We start from the raw sequence: 18,395 nt of genomic DNA on the forward strand, positions 1-18,395 counted from the left end.
CGAGGGAGGGGCTGTCAGGCGCTGGCGGCCACGTCTGCCCCTGCGGGCAGGCGCACCAGCAACACGGGCACGGGCGCGGTGCGTGCAATCTGCTCGGCATCGCTGCCCATCAGCACTCGGGCCAGGCCACGGCGCCCGTGCGTGCCCAGCACGATCAGGTCGGCCCCCCAGGCCTGGGCATGCTCCACCACCAGCTGCGCCACGCGGGCGTCCAGGTTTTCAATCAGCACAGTGTCTACCGGTACACCGCGTTGCGCCACGCGCTCCTGGGCCTGGCGCAGCAGGGCTTCGCCGGCCTTGCGCAGGCGGGGCAGTACCTCCTGGCTGTAGACCTCGGGCTGCTCAAAGCCGCTGATGTGGGCCACCGGGTCCATCACATTCAGCAGCCGGATGCGGCCGCCCGTGGATTGCGCGAGGCTGGTGGCCTGGGCCACGGCGTGGTTCGACGTGGGGCTGCCGTCAACGGCAACGAGGATGTGTTGGTAACTCATGGTGGGGCTGGCTCCTCGGGCTCTTTCGTGGGGCGCTGTTGTCGATTGTGAACGACTGTTGTGGGTGAGTGCGGGCTGCAGTTGCCGGTTCACTGGCGTTCTTGCAGCTCCACATCCTTGGGGTAGCGGATGGTGTGCTCGGCGCTGAACTGCGCCGTGGCGCCTGCGGCCAGCGGCTGCTGCCAGGCCACGGTGCCGGGCGTGCGGTTCCAGGCTGTGTCGGTGGGCTGGGGCTGGTAGCGCGATTCGACCTCGATCTTCTCGTTGCGCGACACCGGCGCGGCATGCAGCACCTGCAGCGTGATGCCGGTCTTGTGGCGGTTCTCCACGCTGTAGGCGCGGCGGGTCTTGCGCTCGGTGCGCGAGCCGGTAAAGCCGGTGCTGCCCGTCAGGTCCTGCGCGGGCTCGGCGCGCACGGTGACGAGTTCATCGCGGCCAAATGACAGGCTGGCGCTGCCCTCGGGTGCGCCCGCGCTGGGGGTGGAGAAGTCGATGCGCCCGTTGCCCACAAACGCGCCGTCGCGGTACAGACCTGCCGGCCCTGCGGGCCACACGCCCGGCGGCTGGGCCATGTGGGCCACCAGGTAGGCGGCTTCTTCCACGGCGGGGGCTGTGCGGGTGATCAGCGTGGCGGGGGCCGTGTGGTTGCCCAGCGCCAGCGTCACGCGCTGGCCGCTTGATGGCACGGTGATGCGCTGCGGCACGGCGAACTCGGTGGCAAAACCCTTGTCGAGGGTGCTGACGTCGAAGGTGGGCATGGCCTCCTCGACCGCGTTGCGCGAGCGTGCCACGGGCGAAGGCGCTGCCGCCATGGCCATCGCCACGGCCGGGGCGGCTGCGGCCACGGGGCGCGGCGGCGGGGCCACATCCAGCGTCCATTCGCGCGGCAAGCGGCCCTGTGTGGCGCGGCCTGGCTGGCCGGTGGACAGGGTCAGTTGAACGTTGCTCCAGTCTTCGCCACTGTTTTGCGCCACCAGCGCCTGGCGCTCGATCAACACGGTGGATTTGGTGGCATCCAGCGTGGCACGGTAGGTGGGTTGCCAGCCAGGGCCGCGTACTTGGTAAGACAGGCGCAGCTCGGCCTCGCGCTCGGCGGCCAGGTTGATGGTGACGGACACCACCCGCGCACGCTGGCTGGCCACGCGGTCGCGCTCGGCCACCAGGGGCTTGAGGGCCAGCTCCAGCGCCTCCTGCTTGCGTTGCAGTTGGTGCGCGCGTGCAAAGCTGTCTTGACCAGACTTGCGCAGTACATCGGCGGTAGCGGTGATCTGTGCGGGCGTCGGGGTGGCGACACGGGGGGCGCTTGTAGCAGGCGCTGCCGCCTCCTGGCCATTGCCGGTTTGTGCCACGCTGCGCAGGTAACCATCCACCAGTTGCAGGGCGGAGGCTTCGGCCTTCACTCCCGCGATCTGGTCTTCCAGTTCGCGGATGCGGCCATCCAGCGGGCTCGCGCAGCCCGCCGCCACATCGCGGTCTTCGGTGAGCACGTTGAACTCGCCCACACGCACGGCGGGGTCGGCGTTGATCTGCAGGCTTTGCACATCCAGCGACGCGGGCAGGCAGGCCAGCGTGAGGCTGCGCGCGCCAGCGGGCACCTTGGCCACACGCTCCACCGTGGCGCTGCCGGGGTAGACGGTGACCCGGGCGATGCGGGAGGTGTCCTGGGCGTGGGCCGACGAGGCCGCGATGGAGAGCAGTGCCGCGCTCAAAAGGCCCAAGGTACGGTGCAGGCGCGGGATATTGGGGCTATGAATCACGGGACTCCTTGGGCGTGGATGGACAGCGAAGGATGCTAGCAGCCCGAGCTGCGGATGCAGTGCCCCCGCGTGGTGTGCCTCCGGCGATTCGCGGGGGATCGCGCTACCGCCGCTCAATCAGCTCTATCTGATAGCCGTCAGGGTCTTCAATGAAGGCAATGTTTTCTGCTGAAGTCCGGTCCGGAGAGAGGGACTGCATGGGCCCCGCCTCGCGAACTACCGAAACCCCGGCGGCTTGCAGGCTGGCGCAGCTTTTGGCCACACTGTGAACGGCCAACGCGATGTGTCCGTAGGCCGTCCCACGTTGATAGGCAGACTGGTCCCAGTTGTAGGTCAGTTCAATGCTGGCGTCGGTGGACTCGTGGCCATAGCCGACAAAAGCCAAGGTGAAGCGGCCTTGGGGGAAGCGCTCCTGGCGGTGCAGGCGCATCCCCAGCTTGTTGGTGTAGAACTCGATGGACCGCTCCAGATCTGCCACCCGCAACATGGTATGCAGCAATCGGGTGGGCCGGGGGCTCAGTCCTTCATCGTCAAGAGTCTTCATAGTGGGGCTTGGGGTGGGTTGGACACACGGTGTGGCAAAGTGGGGCGATACAGTCGCACACACCGTGTTGAGGCGTGCTGGATTTACCCGTGGGCTGCTGCTTCGCCCAGCTCCTGGTTGGTGTAGGCCTTGCCGCCAATGCCCCACATGCCGTCCACCGCGTATTTCAGGTTGACCCAGATGTTTTCGCGGGGCTGCTTGCCGCCGCAGGCTTCAAAGAGGATCTCGGTGGCCTCGGCGACATAGGCGGTTTGCACTTCCCGTGTGGCAAATGCAAATGAGGGCGTGAGCCATTCCACGATGGCGACGTTGGTCGGGCTTGTTCCCGCGTAGGTGCTGCCCTCAGGGAGCTCTGAAATATGCCCAATGACGTTGGGTGTGAAGAACTTGTTGCCAGCCAAGCCGTGCAGCTTGAGAAAGGCCTCCGACAGGCGTGCCATGGTGCTTTGTTGGCGGTTTTTGGGCAGGATGCCTTCGGTGATGATGAGTGTGAGGGGCATAGCAGCTTCAGAAAGTTGATGGCTTGGTGCGGACCATCCGCACACCCGGACTGTCGCGAATCGCAAAGACTTCGGAAACAGCTGGCCGGACACAGCGCTTGTGCAGAAAATGCACAACTATGGACAACCTCACGCTGGATGACTTCGCCTTGTTTGTGCAAATTGCCTCGGCACACTCGTTTTCAACCGTGGCACGCGAGCGCAACGTGGCTGCAAGCCACGTCTCGCGCGGCATGGCCCGCATCGAGGCGGCCTGCGGCTTGCGTCTGGCCCACCGCACCACCCACAGCCTGTCGCTCACGGAAGAGGGCGAAATGTTCCTGGAGCACGCGCGGCGGATTTTGGGCGAATATGCCCAGTTGCGAGACGGATTTGGTGGGCGTTCGCTGCACATTGGCGGCACGGTGCGCATCAGTGTCAGCCAGCTGCTCGCTGAATATGTCTTGATTCCCAAGCTGCACCTTCTGGGGGCCCAGTATCCGGGGCTGACGGTCGAACTTCAGATGGAAGACCGTGTGGTGGACATGGCCGATGAGTCGATTGATATTGCGATTCGCGCTGGCGTCGACCCGGCACAGGCATCCGTGGCGCGGTCGCTGGGCAGCCATGGCCGTGCACTCTATGCATCACCTGGGTATGTGCAAACGTACGGAGCTCCGATATCCGTGCAGGATTTGGCTGCGCATCGGCTCATATCCAACGCCTCCACCCCGTCGCACAACCAATGGGATTTTCGGGTGAACGGCGAGCCCACCATGCTGATGGTGAAGGGCAAAGTGCAGGTCAACAGCAGCGCAGCGGTGATCTCCCTCGCCCTGGGTGGCGCGGGCATTGCACGCATGAACGACGTGATTGGCCAGGCGCTGGTGGACCAGGGCAAGCTCTTGCCGGTCTTGCCACAGGCCGTGGAACGCGGGAGCCATCCCATATTTGCGGTGATTCTGAGCACCCGGCACCGCGCGCCCAAAGTGCTGGCCACCATGGACTATTTGCAGACCTGCTTTGCGTCGTTTGCAAAACCATCGGGTGAACCCGGCATGCTGTTGCGCCCCGACAGGGGGTAGGCGTGCAGCGCAGGCACGGGGCTACAACACCCCGGGCACTTGCGCCGCCAAAAAGTCATACACCGCCCGAATCCTGCGGCTGGTGCGGATCTCGCGGTGCACCGTGAGCCAGATAGGCAGCTCGGGCAACGCAAGCTGGGGCAGCACCGCCACCACGTTTGGGTCGGTGCGGGCCATGTAGTTGCCCACAAAGCCGATGCCCAATCCTGCGCGCACGGCTTCCCAATACGCCATGAGGTCGTCGGTGCGAAACGCGAAGTGCTGGCGCTCCACCGGGTAGCCCATGGCGGCAAAGCCTTGCAGGATGTCCTCGTGCCGGTCGTTGCCCACCAGCTCGTGCTGCAGCAGGTCGGGCGGCTGCCGGGGTGTGCCTTTGCGGCGCAGGTAGTCGCGGTGGGCATAGGCGCCCAGCGTGACCGCGCCGATGCGTTTGGCCACCAGGCTGGCCTGGTCGGGGCGCACCATGCGCAGCGCAATGTCGGCCTCGCGGCGCAGCAGGTTGGTGACTTGGTTGCTGGCCACCAGCTCGACCTGCACCTCGGGCAGCGCCTGGCGCATGCGCGCCAGTACGGGCGGCAGCAGCACGCAGGCCACGGGCTGGCTGGCGGTGATGCGCACGGTGCCGCTCACGCCTTCCTCAGCGCCCGACACGCTGCGTGCCAGCTGGTGGGCGCCCATCTCCATGGCGCGGGCCGATTCGGCCAGCCGCAACGCCGTGGCCGTGGGCAGCAGGCCGCGCCCGGTGCGCTCAAACAGCACCACGCCCAGCTGCGATTCGAGTTCGGCAATGTGGCGACCAATGGTGGGCTGGCTGGCGTTGAGCACCCGGGCTGCGCCCAGCAGGCTGCCCTGGTCCAGCGCGGCCAGAAAGGACTGCACCAGGCTCCAGTCAAAGGTTTGGTTCATGGCGATAGCGTGCCTGCAACGGGGTAACAGCAGGGTGGTTGGAGGTATTCAAATTTGCATTGCTGTTATGGATGCTTAGCCAATTGTGTAACGGGCTCTGCGTTTCCACAATCGATACATCCCTTGTGAATGGAGCCCTGACATGACCACCCACCCCCGTTTTCCGCCCTGCACGGACAACCCTTCCACTGTGTTGATCCTGGGCGCCCGGGGCCGGCTGGGACTGGCGGCGGCCCGGGCCTTTGCCCAGGCCGGCTGGCAGGTGCTGGCCCAGGTGCGGCCCGGTGCGCGCGGGCCTGCGCTGCCCGCCATCGCCGGTGTGTGGTGGATGCCCGTGGCGGTGGAGGACACCGCCGCACTGGCGGCCCAGGCGCAAGGCGCGCAGGTGGTGGTGCATGCGCTCAACCCCGCCTACACGCACAAGGCCTGGCGCGAAGAGGCGCCCGCGTTGATGGAAGCTGCCATTGCCGTCACCCGCCAGCTGCGCGCCACGCTGATGCTGCCGGGCAACGTCTACAACTTTGGCGAAGGCATGCCGCCCGTGCTGCACGAAGACACACCCCAGGCCGCCACGGGCTTCAAGGGCCGCATGCGGGTGCAACTGGAGCTGCGCCTGCAGGCTGCCACGCAAGGGGGCGACATGCGCGCCGTGGTGCTGCGCGCCGGGGACTTCTTTGGCAGTGGCACCGGCAGCTGGCTGGACCAGGCCATTGCCAAGGACCTGCCCCGGGGCCGCATCACCTGGCCCGGCCCGCTGGACGTAGCCACGCCCTGGGCCTATCTGCCCGACCTCGCCCGCACCTTCGTGCGCGTGGCGCAAGAGCGGGACCGGCTGGCCCCCTTCGAGTGCCTGCATTTCGCTGGCCATCACGTCACGGCGCAGCAGTGGCTGCACAGCTTCACGGCCATTGCTGCAGAGCAGGGCTGGCTGCCCGATGCGGGCGCGCTGCGGGTGGGGCGGTTGCCGTGGCCGCTGCTGCGCGTGATGGGGCTGGTGGCCCCCACGTTCGCTGCGCTGGCGGACATGCGCTATCTGTGGCGCACGCCCCACCGTCTGGACAACACCCGCCTGCGCGCGCTCATCGGCGACGAGCCCCACACCCCCTTCGATCAGGCCGTGCGCCAGGCGCTGGCAGATTTGGGGCTCGTAGCCTTGCGTTCGACCCGCGCTGCGCTGGCCTGACGGCACAACCTTTGAACCACCGGAGTCTTCTCATGAACCGTCGCAACTTCATTCGTTTGGCAGGTGGTGGCACCATCGCCGCCGCCACCACCGGCACGCTGGTCGCCTGCGGCGCCGTGGGCTCGCACTATCCCGCCGAGGCGGTCGAGGCCTGGCAGGGCCCCGTGGGCGAGACCGATGTGCGCCGCCGGGCGGTGGCCTACGCCATCACCGCGCCCAATTCGCACAACCTGCAGCCCTGGCTGGTGGACTTGCGCGAGAGCGGTGTCATCACCCTGCGCACCGACCCTGCGCGGGTGCTGCCACAGACCGACCCGTGGGGGCGCCAGATACTCATCGGCCACGGCGCCTTCCTGGAACTGCTGGTGATGGCGCTGGCCCAGCAAGGCGTGGCCAGCGAGGTGCTGCTGTGGCCGCAGGGCGAGATGCCTGCGGCCCTGAAGGACTGGGACAACCGTCCCGTGGCGCGCATCACCCTCAAGCCGGGCGGCCAGCCCGACCCGCTGTTTGCCCAGGTGCTGCTGCGCCGCACGCCCAAGACCGATTTCGACACCACCCGCCCCGTGGCGCCCGAGTTGCTGGCCCGGTTGCTGCGCAGCGCGCCGGTTCAAGCCCCGCTCAGCGTCGGCGGCACCGTCAGTGACGCCCAGTTGCCTGCGCTGCGCACGCTGTGCTGGGAGTCCGCCCGGGTGGAGCTGCTCACGCCGCGCACGATGATGGAAAGCATCCAGCTCACCCGCGTGGGCCCGGCCGAGATCCTGCAGCACCGTGATGGCATCTCGATCAACTCGCCCTTTGTGCGCGCGGTGTCGGCCCTTGGCCTGTTCGACCGCTCCGCACCACCCGCCGAAGGCAGCGCGGCGTACAAAAATGCCATGGGCCGCTTTGAAGGCCACAGCCGCACGGCCATGGGTTTTGTGTGGATTGCCGGCCCCAACACGCGCAGCGACCAGATTCATACCGGGCGCCTGTATGTGCGCCAGCAGTTGCAGGCCACGGCGCTGGGTGTGGGCATGCACCCCATGAGCCAGGCGGTGCAGGAATTTGCCGAGATGGCCCCGCACTTCGAGCGCGTGCACCAGCTGGTGCTGGGGCGGCCCGCGCCGCGCACACCCCAGGAGCCCGCCGTGCAGATGTTCTGCCGCATTGGCTACCCGCAGGGCGAGGTGCCTGCCACGCCGCGCAGGCCGCTTGCGCGTTTTGTGCAGGCTTGATTCCGAGGAGGGCAGCACCTGCGCAAAGGGCTGATGCAGATCAACCTCCGGCCACAAGCTGGCGCGCTTTGCCGCTGCTTCACACACTGTTCAGGTGGCGTTCATCGCGGGTTTCTACAGTTGCTGCATTGCAACAATTAGTGGGGCTGGTGATGTGGAAGAAGGTTTTGGGGGGCACTCTGGCGGTGGCCATCGGCGTGTGGATGTTGGCTTTGATCGTGCCCCAGCCTGCACCGCCCGCGTGGAGCGATGTCTGGTGGTGGCGTAACCAGCTGATCCTGCTCACCGGGGTGGCAGCCTGGACGCTGATGTCGCTGATCATGGTGCTGGCCGTGCGGCCCGCGTGGCTGGAAAAACCGCTGGGTGGCCTGGACAAGAGCTACCGCCTGCACAAGTGGGCGGGCATCGGCGCGATTGTGCTGGCGTTGCTGCACTACGGGCTTCAGCTGTCGCGCAGCCTGCTGGCTGACTGGGTAGGCCGCCCAGTGCGCGCGCCGCGCGCGGATTGGTGGCTCAACACCTTCCGCCACCTGGCCGAGGAGATGGGGGAATGGGCTGTGTGGTTCCTCGCGGCCATGTTGGTCATCACGCTGTGGCAGCGGTTTCCGTACCACGTGTGGCGCTACCTGCACAAGCTGCTGGCCGTGGTGTACCTGGTGCTGGCCTTCCATGCTGTGGTGCTCACGCCGCCCGCTTGGTGGCAGCAGCCTGCGGGTGTGCTGGTGGGCCTGTGCACGCTGGTGGGGGTGCTGTGCGCAGTGCGCTCGCTGGCCGGGGCCATCGGGCGCAGCCGCCGCCATGCGGCCCGTGTGGTGAGCGTGTCGCCCCAAGGGGCTGGGGTGCTGGAAGTGACCTGCCAGGTCAGCCCCGCCAGTCGCTGGAAGCATGCGGCCGGTCAGTTTGCGTTTGTCACCTTTGGTCGTGCCGAGGGGGCGCACCCCTTCACCCTGCTCAACGCCGACCAGGGCGACGGCGCGCTGCGGTTTGCCATCAAGGCGCTGGGCGACCACACGGGGCAGCTGCCCCTGCAGGTGCAGCCGGGCCAGACGGTGAGCATCGAGGGGCCGTATGGCTGCTTTGACTTTCGCGGCGACAGCGCCACCGAGCAGGTGTGGGTGGCCGCAGGCATTGGCGCCACGCCGTTCATGGCTTGGCTGGAGTCGATGCAGTCCACGCCCGCGCTGGCGCCCCGGGTGCACCTGCACTACTGCGTGCGCCATGCAGGCGAGGCGGTGTTTGCCGAGCGCATGGCCGCGCTGTGCGCGCGCCTGCCCAGCGTGACGCTGGAGATCCACTACAGCGACGACGCTGGGCCCGTGACACCCACAGCGCTGCTGGCGGGCACCAGCCCGGCGGCGAGCGTGTGGTTCTGTGGGCCGCAGGGTTTTGCCGAGGCGGTGCGCCTGGGCATGCAGCAGCTGGGGCGCTCGCCTGCGCGCTTTCACCAGGAGCTGTTCCAGATGCGTTGAGGCGGGGTTTTCTCCCCGGCGCTCCGGGTGGGGCAGGAGAAAATGAGCCAAATTGCCACTCAGCGCTTTACAGGTAAGCGCAAATAGCTATTGAAAATATAGCAAATGGTGCCCGTAATGTTGGCCGTGAGGTGCTCATGCCCCCAGCGCTACGAACGCGATCAGCCTGCCCATGCGCCGTATCCAGTCCGCGGTGAAGATGAACTGGGGCTTGTCTCTCTTCACACAGGGCTCGATGTTCGGTGGGTTGTCGGCCGGGTAGGGCGAGGTGTCATGCACATCGCCCACATGCGTGCTGCGGTAGGCCTCCATCTGGTTTGCATCGCCCCGTGGGGCAAGCTCTCGGCCCAGTACCGCAAGGCCTTTGCCTATGCGGGCGCGCAGTCCACGCGTGAAGCGTTGCTGACCATCATTGCGAAGTAGCCGGGGTCTTCGGCACCTGCCCCGCAGGGCGGACTCTCAGGCGGGAAACGATGGGCCGTGGGGCTGCAGGCACATGGGCCGTTCGTCGAACGCCAGCCAGCCCAGCGCGTCGCACAGCGCCTGCACCCAGGCGGTGTAGTCGGTGCGCAGCGAGCAATGCATGGCGAGCGGGCCATCGGACACGTTGTCGGGGAGATGGAATTCCACCCCGTGGCCCAGCACCGTGGCGTGGCCCCAGGTGGGCAGGGCCCACTCCAGGCCCGGCACCATCTGCGCGAGCGATGTTTTGATGTGATGGATGTCGCGCAGCATCAGCACCGTGTCGGGTGAGAGCTCGTCGGTGGACAGCGGCAACCTTGCGGGCTGAAAGAACAGGTAGGTATAAGCCATGGAGCGCGATGTTGCACCTTGTTGCACGGGCCACGCACAAGCCTGCAGCGTGCTGCGTGAACTATTGCGCAGCCCGTTAGATTGCGTGCACAGCGGGGCTCAGCGAGCCGCAGGCGCCGATGGCACCAGGTACTCGCGCACCAGGGCCCTGGCACGGTGCAGTCGGCTTTTGGCGGCCTCGCGCGTGGTGCCCAGGCGCCCGGCCATCTCCTCGATCGTGAGCTCCTCGAAGTCGCGCATCAGGAGCGCATCGCGGTAGATCGGTGGCAGCGAGTCGATGGCCAGGGCCAGGTCGTGGCGCAGCTCGTGGTCGGGGCGGTGCGACCAGGCGAGGTTGTCTTCGACTTGCGCCAGTGGCTCGGCCTTGAGCCACGCCAGCATCGGCCGCATGCACAGGCGCTGCACGATGCGCACCACCCAGCCACCAAACGCCGCCACCTCGCGCAGCGCGCCCACGCGGCGGTACACGATGATGAGCGCCTCCTGCACCACGTCGTCGGTGGCCGTGGTGGCTGCGCAATGGCGCAGCGCATAGCGGCGGATGTCGGGGCGGGTGAGGCGCAGCAGCTGCTCCATCGCCACGGTGTCGCCGCTGCGCGCGGCGGGAAGCAGCTGGGCGAGTGTGGGGGCGGTCATGGTTTTAGTCCTCCACAGCGCATTGCGCCACCCGCAGCCTGTGAAACCGGCGCGACCCCTGCGCGGGCAGCCGCGCAAGGGCCGCCCCGCCGCGCTGGCTGCGTCCACCGCCCAGGCGCAGCGTGAGAAGAGCAGGGGGTGAGGGCGCGAAGCGACTCAGGGGGTGTTGTTTCATGTCATTCGACAGGCTTGCGGCCCACCATGGCGCAGGCGGGGCAGTAGCCAAATGCGCCGCTCAGGATGCTGCCAACGCCCGAGGCGGCCAGCGCCAGGCCCAGGGGCGATGCGGCCAGCCACCAGAGGCCCGCAGCGATGAGGGCGACGCCCCCCACAACGCGCAGCAGGCTTTCGGGGCGGGTGATGTTTTTGCGGTACAGCATGGGAATGGGCTCCTTGGTCGGTTGAAGGAGGTGCCAACACAGGGCGCCTCCATCACCAAGAGCCGCGGGTTTCGCAAAAGGATTCATGGGTTGCGAAAAATTTTTTGCCAGTCACGGCTGCCCGTTACCGGAAATGGTCAAACGAGGCGTAGCGCTTGTCTACCGGTTGGCCCTGTGCATCCACCAGTTGCAGTCCAGGTGTGACCAGCACCGTGCCGATGCGGGTGACGGGCGTGCTGCTTGCCTGCGACGCGGCGGCCACCGCGTCACGCTGCGTGGGCGGGGCGGTGAAGGCCAGCTCGTAGTCGTCGCCACCTGCCAACGTGCATTGGCGAATCAATTCAGCATCAAATAGGGCTCCAGCGCTTGATGGATAAGCGCTAGCAGCTATCAGTTTTGAAGTGATGTGCGTGTCGATCCGGGCCCCTACGCCTGAGGCCTTGAGGATGTGCGACAGGTCGCCCAGCAGCCCGTCGCTCACATCCATGGCGCTGCTGGCCACGCCGCGCAGGGCCAGGCCCAGGGCCACACGCGGGGTGGGGCGCTCCAACCGCTGGCGCGCGCGGGCCAGCACGTCGGCGGGCAGGGGGGTGTGGCCCAGCAGTGCCTCCAGCGCCAGGCGGGCGTCGCCCAAGTTGCCGCTCACGTAGATGTCGTCGCCGGGCCGCGCACCGCTGCGCAGCAGGGCCTGGCCGGGGGGCACCTCGCCAAACACGGTGATGCAAATATTGAGCGGGCCCTGCGTGGTGTCGCCCCCCACCAGCTCGCAGCCGTGGGCATCGGCCAGCGCCCACATCCCGCGCGAGAAGCCTTCCAGCCAGGCCTCATCCACCCGGGGTAGTGACAAGGCCAGGGTAAACGCCAGCGGGCGCGCGCCGCACGCCGCCAGGTCCGACAGGTTCACGGCCAGCGCCTTGTGGCCCAGTGCGTCCGGGTCCACGTCCGCAAAGAAGTGGCGGCCCTCTACCAGCATGTCGCTGGAGATGGCCAGCTGCATGCCGGGTGTGGGCGCGAGCAGCGCGCAGTCGTCGCCCACTCCCAGCGCAACGGCACCGTCCGGGCGCGCGGGGCGCGTGAAGTAACGTGCAATCAGGTCGAATTCACCCACGGTGCGGTCCTAAAGAATCGGAGGAAGAAAACGGCGCGAACCCGCTCAGTCGGTCGGCTCTGCGGCGGAAAACCACTGCGCCCAGTGGTCGATGCAGGCCTGGATCTTGGGCAGCCGGTGCCTGCGGGTGAGGGTGATGGCGTGGATGGGGCTGGGCTGCAGGTCCACGCAATGGGCCAGCACCGGTGCCAGCAAACCCTGCCGCACCAGGGGCTCGGCCACCACGGTGGCCAGGCGCGCAATGCCCAGGCCTTGGAGCGCCAAACGCGCGGTGATGGCCGTGCTGCCCGAGCGCCAGTGGCCCTCGGCCACCAGCACCTGCGGTTCGCCATTGATCTGGAAAGGCCAGTGGTTCAGAAACGCCACCGCGCTGTTGGTGATGAGCCGGTGCTGGCGCAGATCCTCGGGGCGCTGGGGCACGCCGTGTGTCTGCAGGTAGCCGGGTGTGGCGTACAGCGCGCGTGCCAGCGTGCCCAGCGGGCGCGCCACCACGGTGTCGGTCAGCGGCGGGCCGGTGCGGATGGCGATGTCGATGCCATCGCGCGCCATGTCGGCCATGCGGTCGTCCACTACCAGTTCCACACGCAGTTGCGGGTGCTTGTGCTGCAGGCTGTCGAAGCTGGGGATCAGCAGGTGTTCGGCCACCACCGAGCTGGACGCCACTCGCACCCAGCCGCTGGGCTGGCCACTTTGCTGGGCGAACTCGCCCTCCAGCTCGTCGAGCGTGCCGGTGATGCGGCGGCAGTAGTCCAGAAAGGTCAGCCCCTCGGGTGTGGGAGTGAGGCCGTGGGTCGTGCGGTGCAGCAGCCGTGCGCCGCAGGCTTCCTCGATGCGCGCCAAGGTGCGTGAGACCTGGCTCACCGGCGCATCGCGCTCGCGCGCTACCGCCGAGAGCGAGCCCAGATCGGTCACGCGCACGAACAGGTGCATGTCTTCAAAGCGGATATCGCGCATCGGGCAATGGTAACGGCGGGGGGCTGGGGAGCCTCTGCACGAATCGTCGCGCTCGATGCGCGCACAGGCCCCTTGCAATCTGTGCAAAACGGCCTTGCAGCGCAGGCGGTTTCCGCCGTGTCCGGTGCTGCCTACAGTGGCTTCACCCTGAAAGGAAATGAGCATGTACCCACAGCACCTGCACCCCGATGACTACCAGCGACTGCGCGACGAGGCCAAGCGCCACGCGCTGCAGCTGCGGCAGGACGCGATTCGCGAAGCCCACACCTGGGTGGCGCGTGGGTTCCTGCGCATGGTCCGCCGGGCTTTCCATCTCGCGCGCACTGAAGCTGCGCCCATGAATCCTTCCACCCCGGAGCTGAAAACACCATGCCAACCCTTGTTCTGAAACTCGCCCCGCTACAAAACCCCGAGCGCTACCGGCAGCTGGCCAGCGCGCTGACCGACTTGACCGTGGACCTGCTGGGCAAGCGCCGCGAGGTGACGGCGGTGGTCATCGACGACCTGCCCGCCGCGCGTTGGCACATCGGCGGTGCGCCCATCGCGCAGCCCACGGCACTGCTGGAGATCAGCATCACAGAGGGTACGAACACACGGGAAGAGAAGGCCGCCTTCATCCAGGCCGCATTTGCTGAACTGCAGCGCCAGCTGGCCGGTGACGGCGCGCTGGCCACGGCCAGCTACGTGGTGGTGCGGGAGTTGCTCGCCAGCGACTGGGGCTATGGCGGGCGCACGCAGCAGGCGCGCAAGCTGGCGCTGGCGGCGTGAAGGTGCGGGTGCGAGGCGCGCTCAGGCTGGTGCGCCGCGAAAGCGCTGCGCTGCCTGGCGGCTGACCTCGGCCAGCAATTGCTCTTCGCGTTGGCGCTCGCGCAGCCAGCGCGCGTCGTTCTGGCCCGCTTCCGCCTCAGTGCGCAGCATGTGCATGGCGCTTGATGCGCCTTGCACGGCGGCGTGTCCGGCGATCTTGTCCATGGTCTTGAGGATGTGCTCGCGCAGCGGCATGTGGTCGCCCGTAGCCGGGTCTACATACACCGCATCCATGCCAAAACGGCAGGCCTGGAAGCGGTTGTAGGTGTACACAAGGTAGTCGTCTTCGGCGGGCATGAAGGGCTGGTCGGCCAGAAACCACGCGCCCAGCGACTGCACGTAGCCCGCGAGTGCGGCAGCGCGCTCAATGGTCAGTGGCGTGTCGAACACGCGGATCTCGATGGTGCCGAACTCGGGCTTGGGGCGAATGTCCCAGTAGAAGTCCTTCATGCTCTTGACCACGCCGGTGCGCGTCATCTTGTCGAAGTAAACCGTGAAGTCATCCCAGGTCAGGGCCATGGGGGCGCGGCCTGACAGCGGAAACGCAAACACCGAGTTCAGGCGTGCCGAGTCGAAGGCGGTATCCTGGCCCTGCACATAGGGGCTCGATGCCGACAGTGCGATGAAGTGAGGGATGTAGCGCGACATGCGGTGCAGCATGAGCAGCGCGGCGTTCGCGTCGGGGCAGCCGATGTGCACGTGCTGGCCGAAGATGGTGAACTGCTTGGACAGGTAGCCATACAGCTCGGACAGCTCACGAAAACGCGGCTTGTCGTAGATGCGCCGCTCGTGCCACTGCTGGAAGGGGTGCGTGCCACCGCCCACCACGGCGATGTTGAGCTTGTCAGCGCTTTTCACCAGCGCATCGCGGATGGGCGTGAGCTGGCCAAGCACCTCGCTGGCCGAGTGGCAGATCCCGGTCGAGATCTCGATCATGCTGTTCGTCATCTCGGGCACCACGCTGCCGGGCAGCGGGGTTTTCTTCATGAGTCGCAGCATGTCCTCGGCATAGGGGGCCAGGTCATAGTCGTTGGTGTTGACGAGCTGCAGCTCCAGCTCAACACCCAGCGTCAGCGGTTCGGAATGGTTGAAGGCTTCAAGACTCACGGCTGTTTTCTCCGTTGTTGCTGCGGGTCAATGGCGCCCAGGGTTTGGAGCTTTCGCCCGCACGGTAAATGGCCACGGTGGCGATCACGGCGCCCAGCACCTCCATCAGCAAGATGGCCGGCAGCGCCACACCGGCAATCACATGGCCGGTGGAAGGCGAGGCCAGCACGAACTGCGAGGCGATCAAGAGTGCGATGGACGACATCGGTGTCATCGCGCAGCCCACCCACAGCGCCTGCTTCCAGCTCGCACCGCTGCCCACGTTGCCCAGTGCCACGCCGGTGGCCTTGGCCACCAGGCGCACGGCAATCAGGGCCAGCACCACGCCGGCCACCGGGGCGCTCCAGTCGGCCTGCGCCGCCACCGTAGAGACCAGCACGAACATCAGCATGGTGAGCAGCGAAGACGCATTGCCCAGCTGCCGCGGCCAGGCCCAGGGCCGGGGGTTGAGCTGCTTGAGCAGCATGCCGCCGAGCAGCGCCGCCAGCGGCGCAGAGCCGCCCATGTGTGCGGCCACGGCCGTGCCTGCGGCTACCAGGGCCAGGAAGAGCATGGAAGTGTTTTCGCTCGTGGGGCTCATCACCCGCAGCGCCATGCGCAGCACCAGCGCCAGCACCGCCGCCACGATGATCGAAACCCCCAGCACCACCACCACGGGCGAGATCGTTTCGAGCACGGTCACGCTCTGCCGGTTGAGCAGCTCCGCCTTGGCGCTGCCGAGGGTGAGCGCGTACAGCGTGGACAGCGTGGTGAGCACGATGGCGCGTTCCGTCACGGGCCCTGCGGCGCGGGTGTCGGCCACCACGCGCGTGAGCACGGCGGGTGAAGCCGCCAGCGCCACCAGGGCCAGCGGCCCGGCCACCTGCGTGGGCAGGTTCAGCCACACCAGCACCCAGTACACAGCGAAGTAGGTGAGCACCGATTCGGCAATGCTCTGCACCAGCACCATGGGGTTGTGACGGAACCAGCGCAGTGGAATGCGGCCACCACATTCAAAGAGCACCAGGGCAATGCCCAGCTCCAGCATGAACAGGCCAATGCCTTGCAGCGGCCACACGGCACCGCTGAACCCGGCCAGCCCGGCGGCGGTGCCCACCAGCGAATAGCCGAGTACCTTGGGCAGGCCGGTGTGGCGCTGCGTGAGATAGCCCGCCATGGCGGCTACGGCCAGCAGCAGCGACCATTGCACCGTGGGCAACCCGGCCGAGGGGCGCAGCCACTGCGCCCAGAAGGTCAGGATTTCGTTCATGTCATGGAACCTCTGCGTCAGACGGGCGGTGCCCGTTGGTGTGAAGGGGCCCGCGCACAGGCCCTCCGCAGATGGGAGGGGGTGCGCTTGGGCGTTGGTGCCCCGAATTTACAGGCGGAAACATTCCAGCCATGTAGGACAGATGCGGCGGTTGCCCGCCATCAGGCCTGCGACGATACACCTACGCTGGCTTGCCGCGCTGGCACAAAAAAGCTCAGGGGCGCGCTGCGCAGGCGGGCGCGTATTGCGGCGTAGATGCGCGAGCGGTCTACACCGCTCACGTTTTGCGCGCGCAGTGCCAGGCTGAAGGCCAGGTAAAAACTCACCGACACATTCAGCGCGCCCAAAAACGGCAGCGAGGCCACAGCCCACCAGAACGCGGGCAAATGCAGCACCTGCAGGCCGAGCGTGGCGCTGGCGGCAGCCACCTGTCCGGTGGACAGCGTGACGTGGCGCACATCGAGCCCCAGCCCAAAAAACGCGGCAAACGCGGGCACCAGGCCGAGCATGAAACCGAGCGAGACGTTGGCCGCAAGGCCCGAGAGGTTTTCGCGCAGGAAGCGGGCCCAGCGCGCGGCGCGCTCGCCGCCCAGCAGCGCCGTGATGCGCGGGTTGTAGTGCAATGCCGAGTCCATGCGGTGCAGCACGAACCAGTTCTCCGTCCAGCCCGCAACGATGCTGGATGCAAACAGCAGCACCCCGGTAAAGGCCGCAAAAAACAGCGAAGGCCCGAGCAGGTGCAAGGATGCGAGCACATGCTCTGCCTCCTTCACGCTGATGGCCGGGCCGCCCGTGGCCAGGGCAATCAGCGTGGCCAGCGCCACCACGGCGGGGAAGACCACCAGCACATTGCCCAGCACGGCCGCCACCTGGGAGCGCACCAGGTGCGTGATCTCATCCACAAACGCCTCGATCGCGCCGCCCGAGCCCAGCTCCTTGAGCTTGGCTGCCATGGCCGGCGCCGTCATGGCCGGTTGTTTGGTGGCCACCGTGAAGTGCAGCAGCTGGATCAGCACAAAGCTCACGGCGTAGTTGACCCCCGCCATGAACCCGCCCCAGAACGCCGACAGCGCCAGCGCATGGAGGCCGAACTTGGTCAGTGTGGTGAACGCCATCAGCGCACCGCCGCCCGCCGCCTTGCGCAGCATGGCGCGGTATTCGGTGCCTGTGCGGGTGATATAGTGCTCGCCCGTCTCGGCGCTGCGCTCGGCCACCTTGGCCGCCAGCAGCGAGGAGTTGGACGCCAGCAACGCGCGCAGGCTGCGCCGCTCCTGCCCCACCATCACCAGGTGCGCCATGAGCTGCGCCGCCGTGACGGCTGGTTGGGCCGACAGCAGGCAGTCGAGCAATTCGCGCACGCGCAGGATGCGCTCGCGCAGCTGCCGCAGGCGAAAGACCAGGCCCACTGAAATGCCGTTGTCCTCGAAATGGGTGTACACGGTGGCAGCCGCCGCGCGGCAGGCTTCCAGGCGCTCGCGCAGGCGCTGGGCCGACTCGTTGAGCCGGTCAGGCGTGCGCAGCGCATGCAGCACCTCCACGCGCAGGCTCTCCACATCGCGGATCAGTGCATGAAAAGGCTGCGCCTCGCGCGCGGACTCGCTCATGCGCAACCGCAGTTCGGGGGCAAATCCGGTCGAGAGAATCTGCCCCGCACAGTAGGTGATGGCATCGAGCAGGGCGCGGTGCCAGCGCGTGGCGCCACCGGGGCTGTTGTTGCCACCCGGGGAAGCCAGCAACTCCACCAGCCGGTTCAGCTGGGCTTCGTCAAGCGCCGCGAGCCACTGGGCGTCAAAAGCGCTGGGCAGCGCCAGCATGAAAAGCTCGGACGCGTCGATGGTCTCTGGGCTGCCCGGCAGCAGCTTGGTGCGCAGACGTTCCGCCATCTCGCTGACCAGCGCAGTGCGGGGCGCAAAGCCAAAATCGGCCAGCAAGGTGGTGATATCGACCTGGCCCACCAAGGTGGCCCACCAGGCTTGCAGCCGCTGCTGGAGATCGGGCCGTGCCGCGACCGCATCGATGAAAAGCTGCACCCGGCCCACAGCGGCAGGCACCGAATCGCGCTTGCCGCGCACCCAGTCCAGCAGGTGGATGAGCCACAGATGGCGATGGGCCAGGTCAGCGGCCGGGTCGAGAGCCGCCAGAATGCTGGCCAGGTCGGAATGGGGGGTGTTTTTCATCGCCGGGCCGCCCCAAGATGAAAAGCGGCCCCCTTG

At 67.2% G+C, this 18,395-nt stretch carries 21 protein-coding genes; 7 read left to right on the forward strand and 14 right to left on the reverse strand.

Annotation, left to right across the window (positions count from 1 at the left end; all coding sequences use genetic code 11):
• Window positions 1-14: 14 nt before the first annotated feature.
• From NFX52_RS02360 to NFX52_RS02375, 4 genes are all read right to left on the reverse strand, one after another.
• Window positions 15-491, reverse strand: a complete 477-nt coding sequence (locus NFX52_RS02360) for a universal stress protein (RefSeq protein ID WP_055395551.1) — start codon at window positions 489-491, stop codon at window positions 15-17.
• An 89-nt stretch (window positions 492-580) separates the two neighbouring features.
• Complete coding sequence (locus NFX52_RS02365) at window positions 581-2,248, reverse strand: DUF4139 domain-containing protein (RefSeq protein ID WP_238385508.1); 1,668 nt, start codon at window positions 2,246-2,248, stop codon at window positions 581-583.
• Window positions 2,249-2,351: 103 nt separating this feature from the next.
• The gene (gene gloA / locus NFX52_RS02370; protein ID WP_055395553.1) at window positions 2,352-2,792 is read right to left on the reverse strand and encodes a lactoylglutathione lyase; all 441 of its coding nucleotides are present in this window, start codon (window positions 2,790-2,792) and stop codon (window positions 2,352-2,354) included.
• Between the two features lie 83 nt (window positions 2,793-2,875).
• On the reverse strand, window positions 2,876-3,292 hold the full coding sequence (locus NFX52_RS02375; protein WP_055395555.1) for a tautomerase family protein: 417 nt from the start codon (window positions 3,290-3,292) through the stop codon (window positions 2,876-2,878).
• A 119-nt stretch (window positions 3,293-3,411) separates the two neighbouring features.
• Here NFX52_RS02375 and NFX52_RS02380 point away from each other — a divergent pair, with 119 nt between their 5' ends.
• A complete protein-coding gene (locus tag NFX52_RS02380) occupies window positions 3,412-4,356 on the forward strand; it encodes a LysR family transcriptional regulator (RefSeq protein ID WP_055395557.1) in 945 nt (314 codons plus the stop codon).
• Between the two features lie 21 nt (window positions 4,357-4,377).
• Here NFX52_RS02380 and NFX52_RS02385 read toward each other — a convergent pair whose 3' ends face one another.
• Window positions 4,378-5,262, reverse strand: coding sequence for a LysR family transcriptional regulator (locus NFX52_RS02385; RefSeq protein WP_055395561.1), 885 nt, complete (start codon window positions 5,260-5,262; stop codon window positions 4,378-4,380).
• A gap of 142 nt (window positions 5,263-5,404) precedes the next feature.
• Between NFX52_RS02385 and NFX52_RS02390 the strand changes: the two genes are divergently transcribed.
• From NFX52_RS02390 to NFX52_RS02400, 3 genes are all read left to right on the forward strand, one after another.
• Entirely contained in the window at window positions 5,405-6,445 is a 1,041-nt protein-coding gene (locus NFX52_RS02390; protein ID WP_055395563.1) for an NAD-dependent epimerase/dehydratase family protein, read from the forward strand.
• Between the two features lie 32 nt (window positions 6,446-6,477).
• Window positions 6,478-7,659, forward strand: coding sequence for an Acg family FMN-binding oxidoreductase (locus NFX52_RS02395; RefSeq protein WP_252635367.1), 1,182 nt, complete (start codon window positions 6,478-6,480; stop codon window positions 7,657-7,659).
• Window positions 7,660-7,787: 128 nt separating this feature from the next.
• Window positions 7,788-9,128, forward strand: a complete 1,341-nt coding sequence (locus tag NFX52_RS02400; protein WP_238385509.1) for a ferredoxin reductase family protein — start codon at window positions 7,788-7,790, stop codon at window positions 9,126-9,128.
• Window positions 9,129-9,263: 135 nt separating this feature from the next.
• Here the strand turns inward: NFX52_RS02400 and NFX52_RS02405 are convergent, their stop codons facing one another.
• The gene (locus NFX52_RS02405) at window positions 9,264-9,407 is read right to left on the reverse strand and encodes a hypothetical protein (RefSeq protein ID WP_162239751.1); all 144 of its coding nucleotides are present in this window, start codon (window positions 9,405-9,407) and stop codon (window positions 9,264-9,266) included.
• Here NFX52_RS02405 and NFX52_RS02410 point away from each other — a divergent pair.
• Complete coding sequence (locus NFX52_RS02410; protein WP_162239752.1) at window positions 9,402-9,551, forward strand: hypothetical protein; 150 nt, start codon at window positions 9,402-9,404, stop codon at window positions 9,549-9,551. The genes NFX52_RS02405 and NFX52_RS02410 overlap by 6 nt on opposite strands.
• Before the next feature lie 36 nt (window positions 9,552-9,587).
• On the opposite strand, the gene NFX52_RS02415 is transcribed toward NFX52_RS02410, so the two are convergent.
• The 5 genes from NFX52_RS02415 to NFX52_RS02435 all read right to left on the reverse strand — a co-directional run bounded on the left by NFX52_RS02415 (window position 9,588) and on the right by NFX52_RS02435 (window position 13,019).
• A complete protein-coding gene (locus NFX52_RS02415) occupies window positions 9,588-9,941 on the reverse strand; it encodes a hypothetical protein (RefSeq protein WP_055395567.1) in 354 nt (117 codons plus the stop codon).
• Window positions 9,942-10,040: 99 nt separating this feature from the next.
• Window positions 10,041-10,577 (reverse strand): RNA polymerase sigma factor, encoded by a 537-nt coding sequence (locus NFX52_RS02420; protein WP_055395569.1) that lies wholly within the window; start codon window positions 10,575-10,577, stop codon window positions 10,041-10,043.
• Window positions 10,578-10,753: 176 nt separating this feature from the next.
• Window positions 10,754-10,957 (reverse strand): YgaP family membrane protein, encoded by a 204-nt coding sequence (locus NFX52_RS02425; protein WP_010466405.1) that lies wholly within the window; start codon window positions 10,955-10,957, stop codon window positions 10,754-10,756.
• Between the two features lie 124 nt (window positions 10,958-11,081).
• Window positions 11,082-12,065 (reverse strand): thiamine-phosphate kinase, encoded by a 984-nt coding sequence (gene thiL, locus NFX52_RS02430; protein WP_055395571.1) that lies wholly within the window; start codon window positions 12,063-12,065, stop codon window positions 11,082-11,084.
• Window positions 12,066-12,110: 45 nt separating this feature from the next.
• Window positions 12,111-13,019: a LysR family transcriptional regulator gene (locus NFX52_RS02435; protein ID WP_055395573.1), complete on the reverse strand. Its 909-nt coding sequence runs from the start codon at window positions 13,017-13,019 to the stop codon at window positions 12,111-12,113.
• Between the two features lie 163 nt (window positions 13,020-13,182).
• On the opposite strand from NFX52_RS02435, the gene NFX52_RS02440 reads away from it, so the two are divergent.
• Together NFX52_RS02440 and NFX52_RS02445 are read left to right on the forward strand one after the other, a co-directional pair.
• A complete protein-coding gene (locus NFX52_RS02440; RefSeq protein ID WP_147433269.1) occupies window positions 13,183-13,407 on the forward strand; it encodes a hypothetical protein in 225 nt (74 codons plus the stop codon).
• Window positions 13,389-13,787, forward strand: a complete 399-nt coding sequence (locus NFX52_RS02445) for a tautomerase family protein (protein ID WP_121421424.1) — start codon at window positions 13,389-13,391, stop codon at window positions 13,785-13,787. Before NFX52_RS02440 ends, NFX52_RS02445 begins: the two co-directional genes overlap by 19 nt.
• Before the next feature lie 21 nt (window positions 13,788-13,808).
• Here the strand turns inward: NFX52_RS02445 and NFX52_RS02450 are convergent, their stop codons facing one another.
• The 3 genes from NFX52_RS02450 to NFX52_RS02460 form a co-directional block, all read right to left on the reverse strand.
• Window positions 13,809-14,933 carry a YbdK family carboxylate-amine ligase gene (locus NFX52_RS02450; RefSeq protein ID WP_055395579.1) on the reverse strand — a complete coding sequence of 375 codons (1,125 nt, stop codon included), beginning with the start codon at window positions 14,931-14,933 and terminating at the stop codon, window positions 13,809-13,811.
• On the reverse strand, window positions 14,923-16,182 hold the full coding sequence (locus tag NFX52_RS02455; protein ID WP_055395581.1) for a cation:proton antiporter: 1,260 nt from the start codon (window positions 16,180-16,182) through the stop codon (window positions 14,923-14,925). Before NFX52_RS02455 ends, NFX52_RS02450 begins: the two co-directional genes overlap by 11 nt.
• 161 nt (window positions 16,183-16,343) lie before the next feature.
• Window positions 16,344-18,359: a site-specific recombinase gene (locus tag NFX52_RS02460; RefSeq protein ID WP_207401883.1), complete on the reverse strand. Its 2,016-nt coding sequence runs from the start codon at window positions 18,357-18,359 to the stop codon at window positions 16,344-16,346.
• Window positions 18,360-18,395: the final 36 nt, after the last annotated feature.

This window comes from Acidovorax facilis (genome assembly GCF_023913775.1).
In the GTDB taxonomy this organism is placed as follows: Bacteria; Pseudomonadota; Gammaproteobacteria; order Burkholderiales; family Burkholderiaceae_C; genus Acidovorax; species Acidovorax facilis.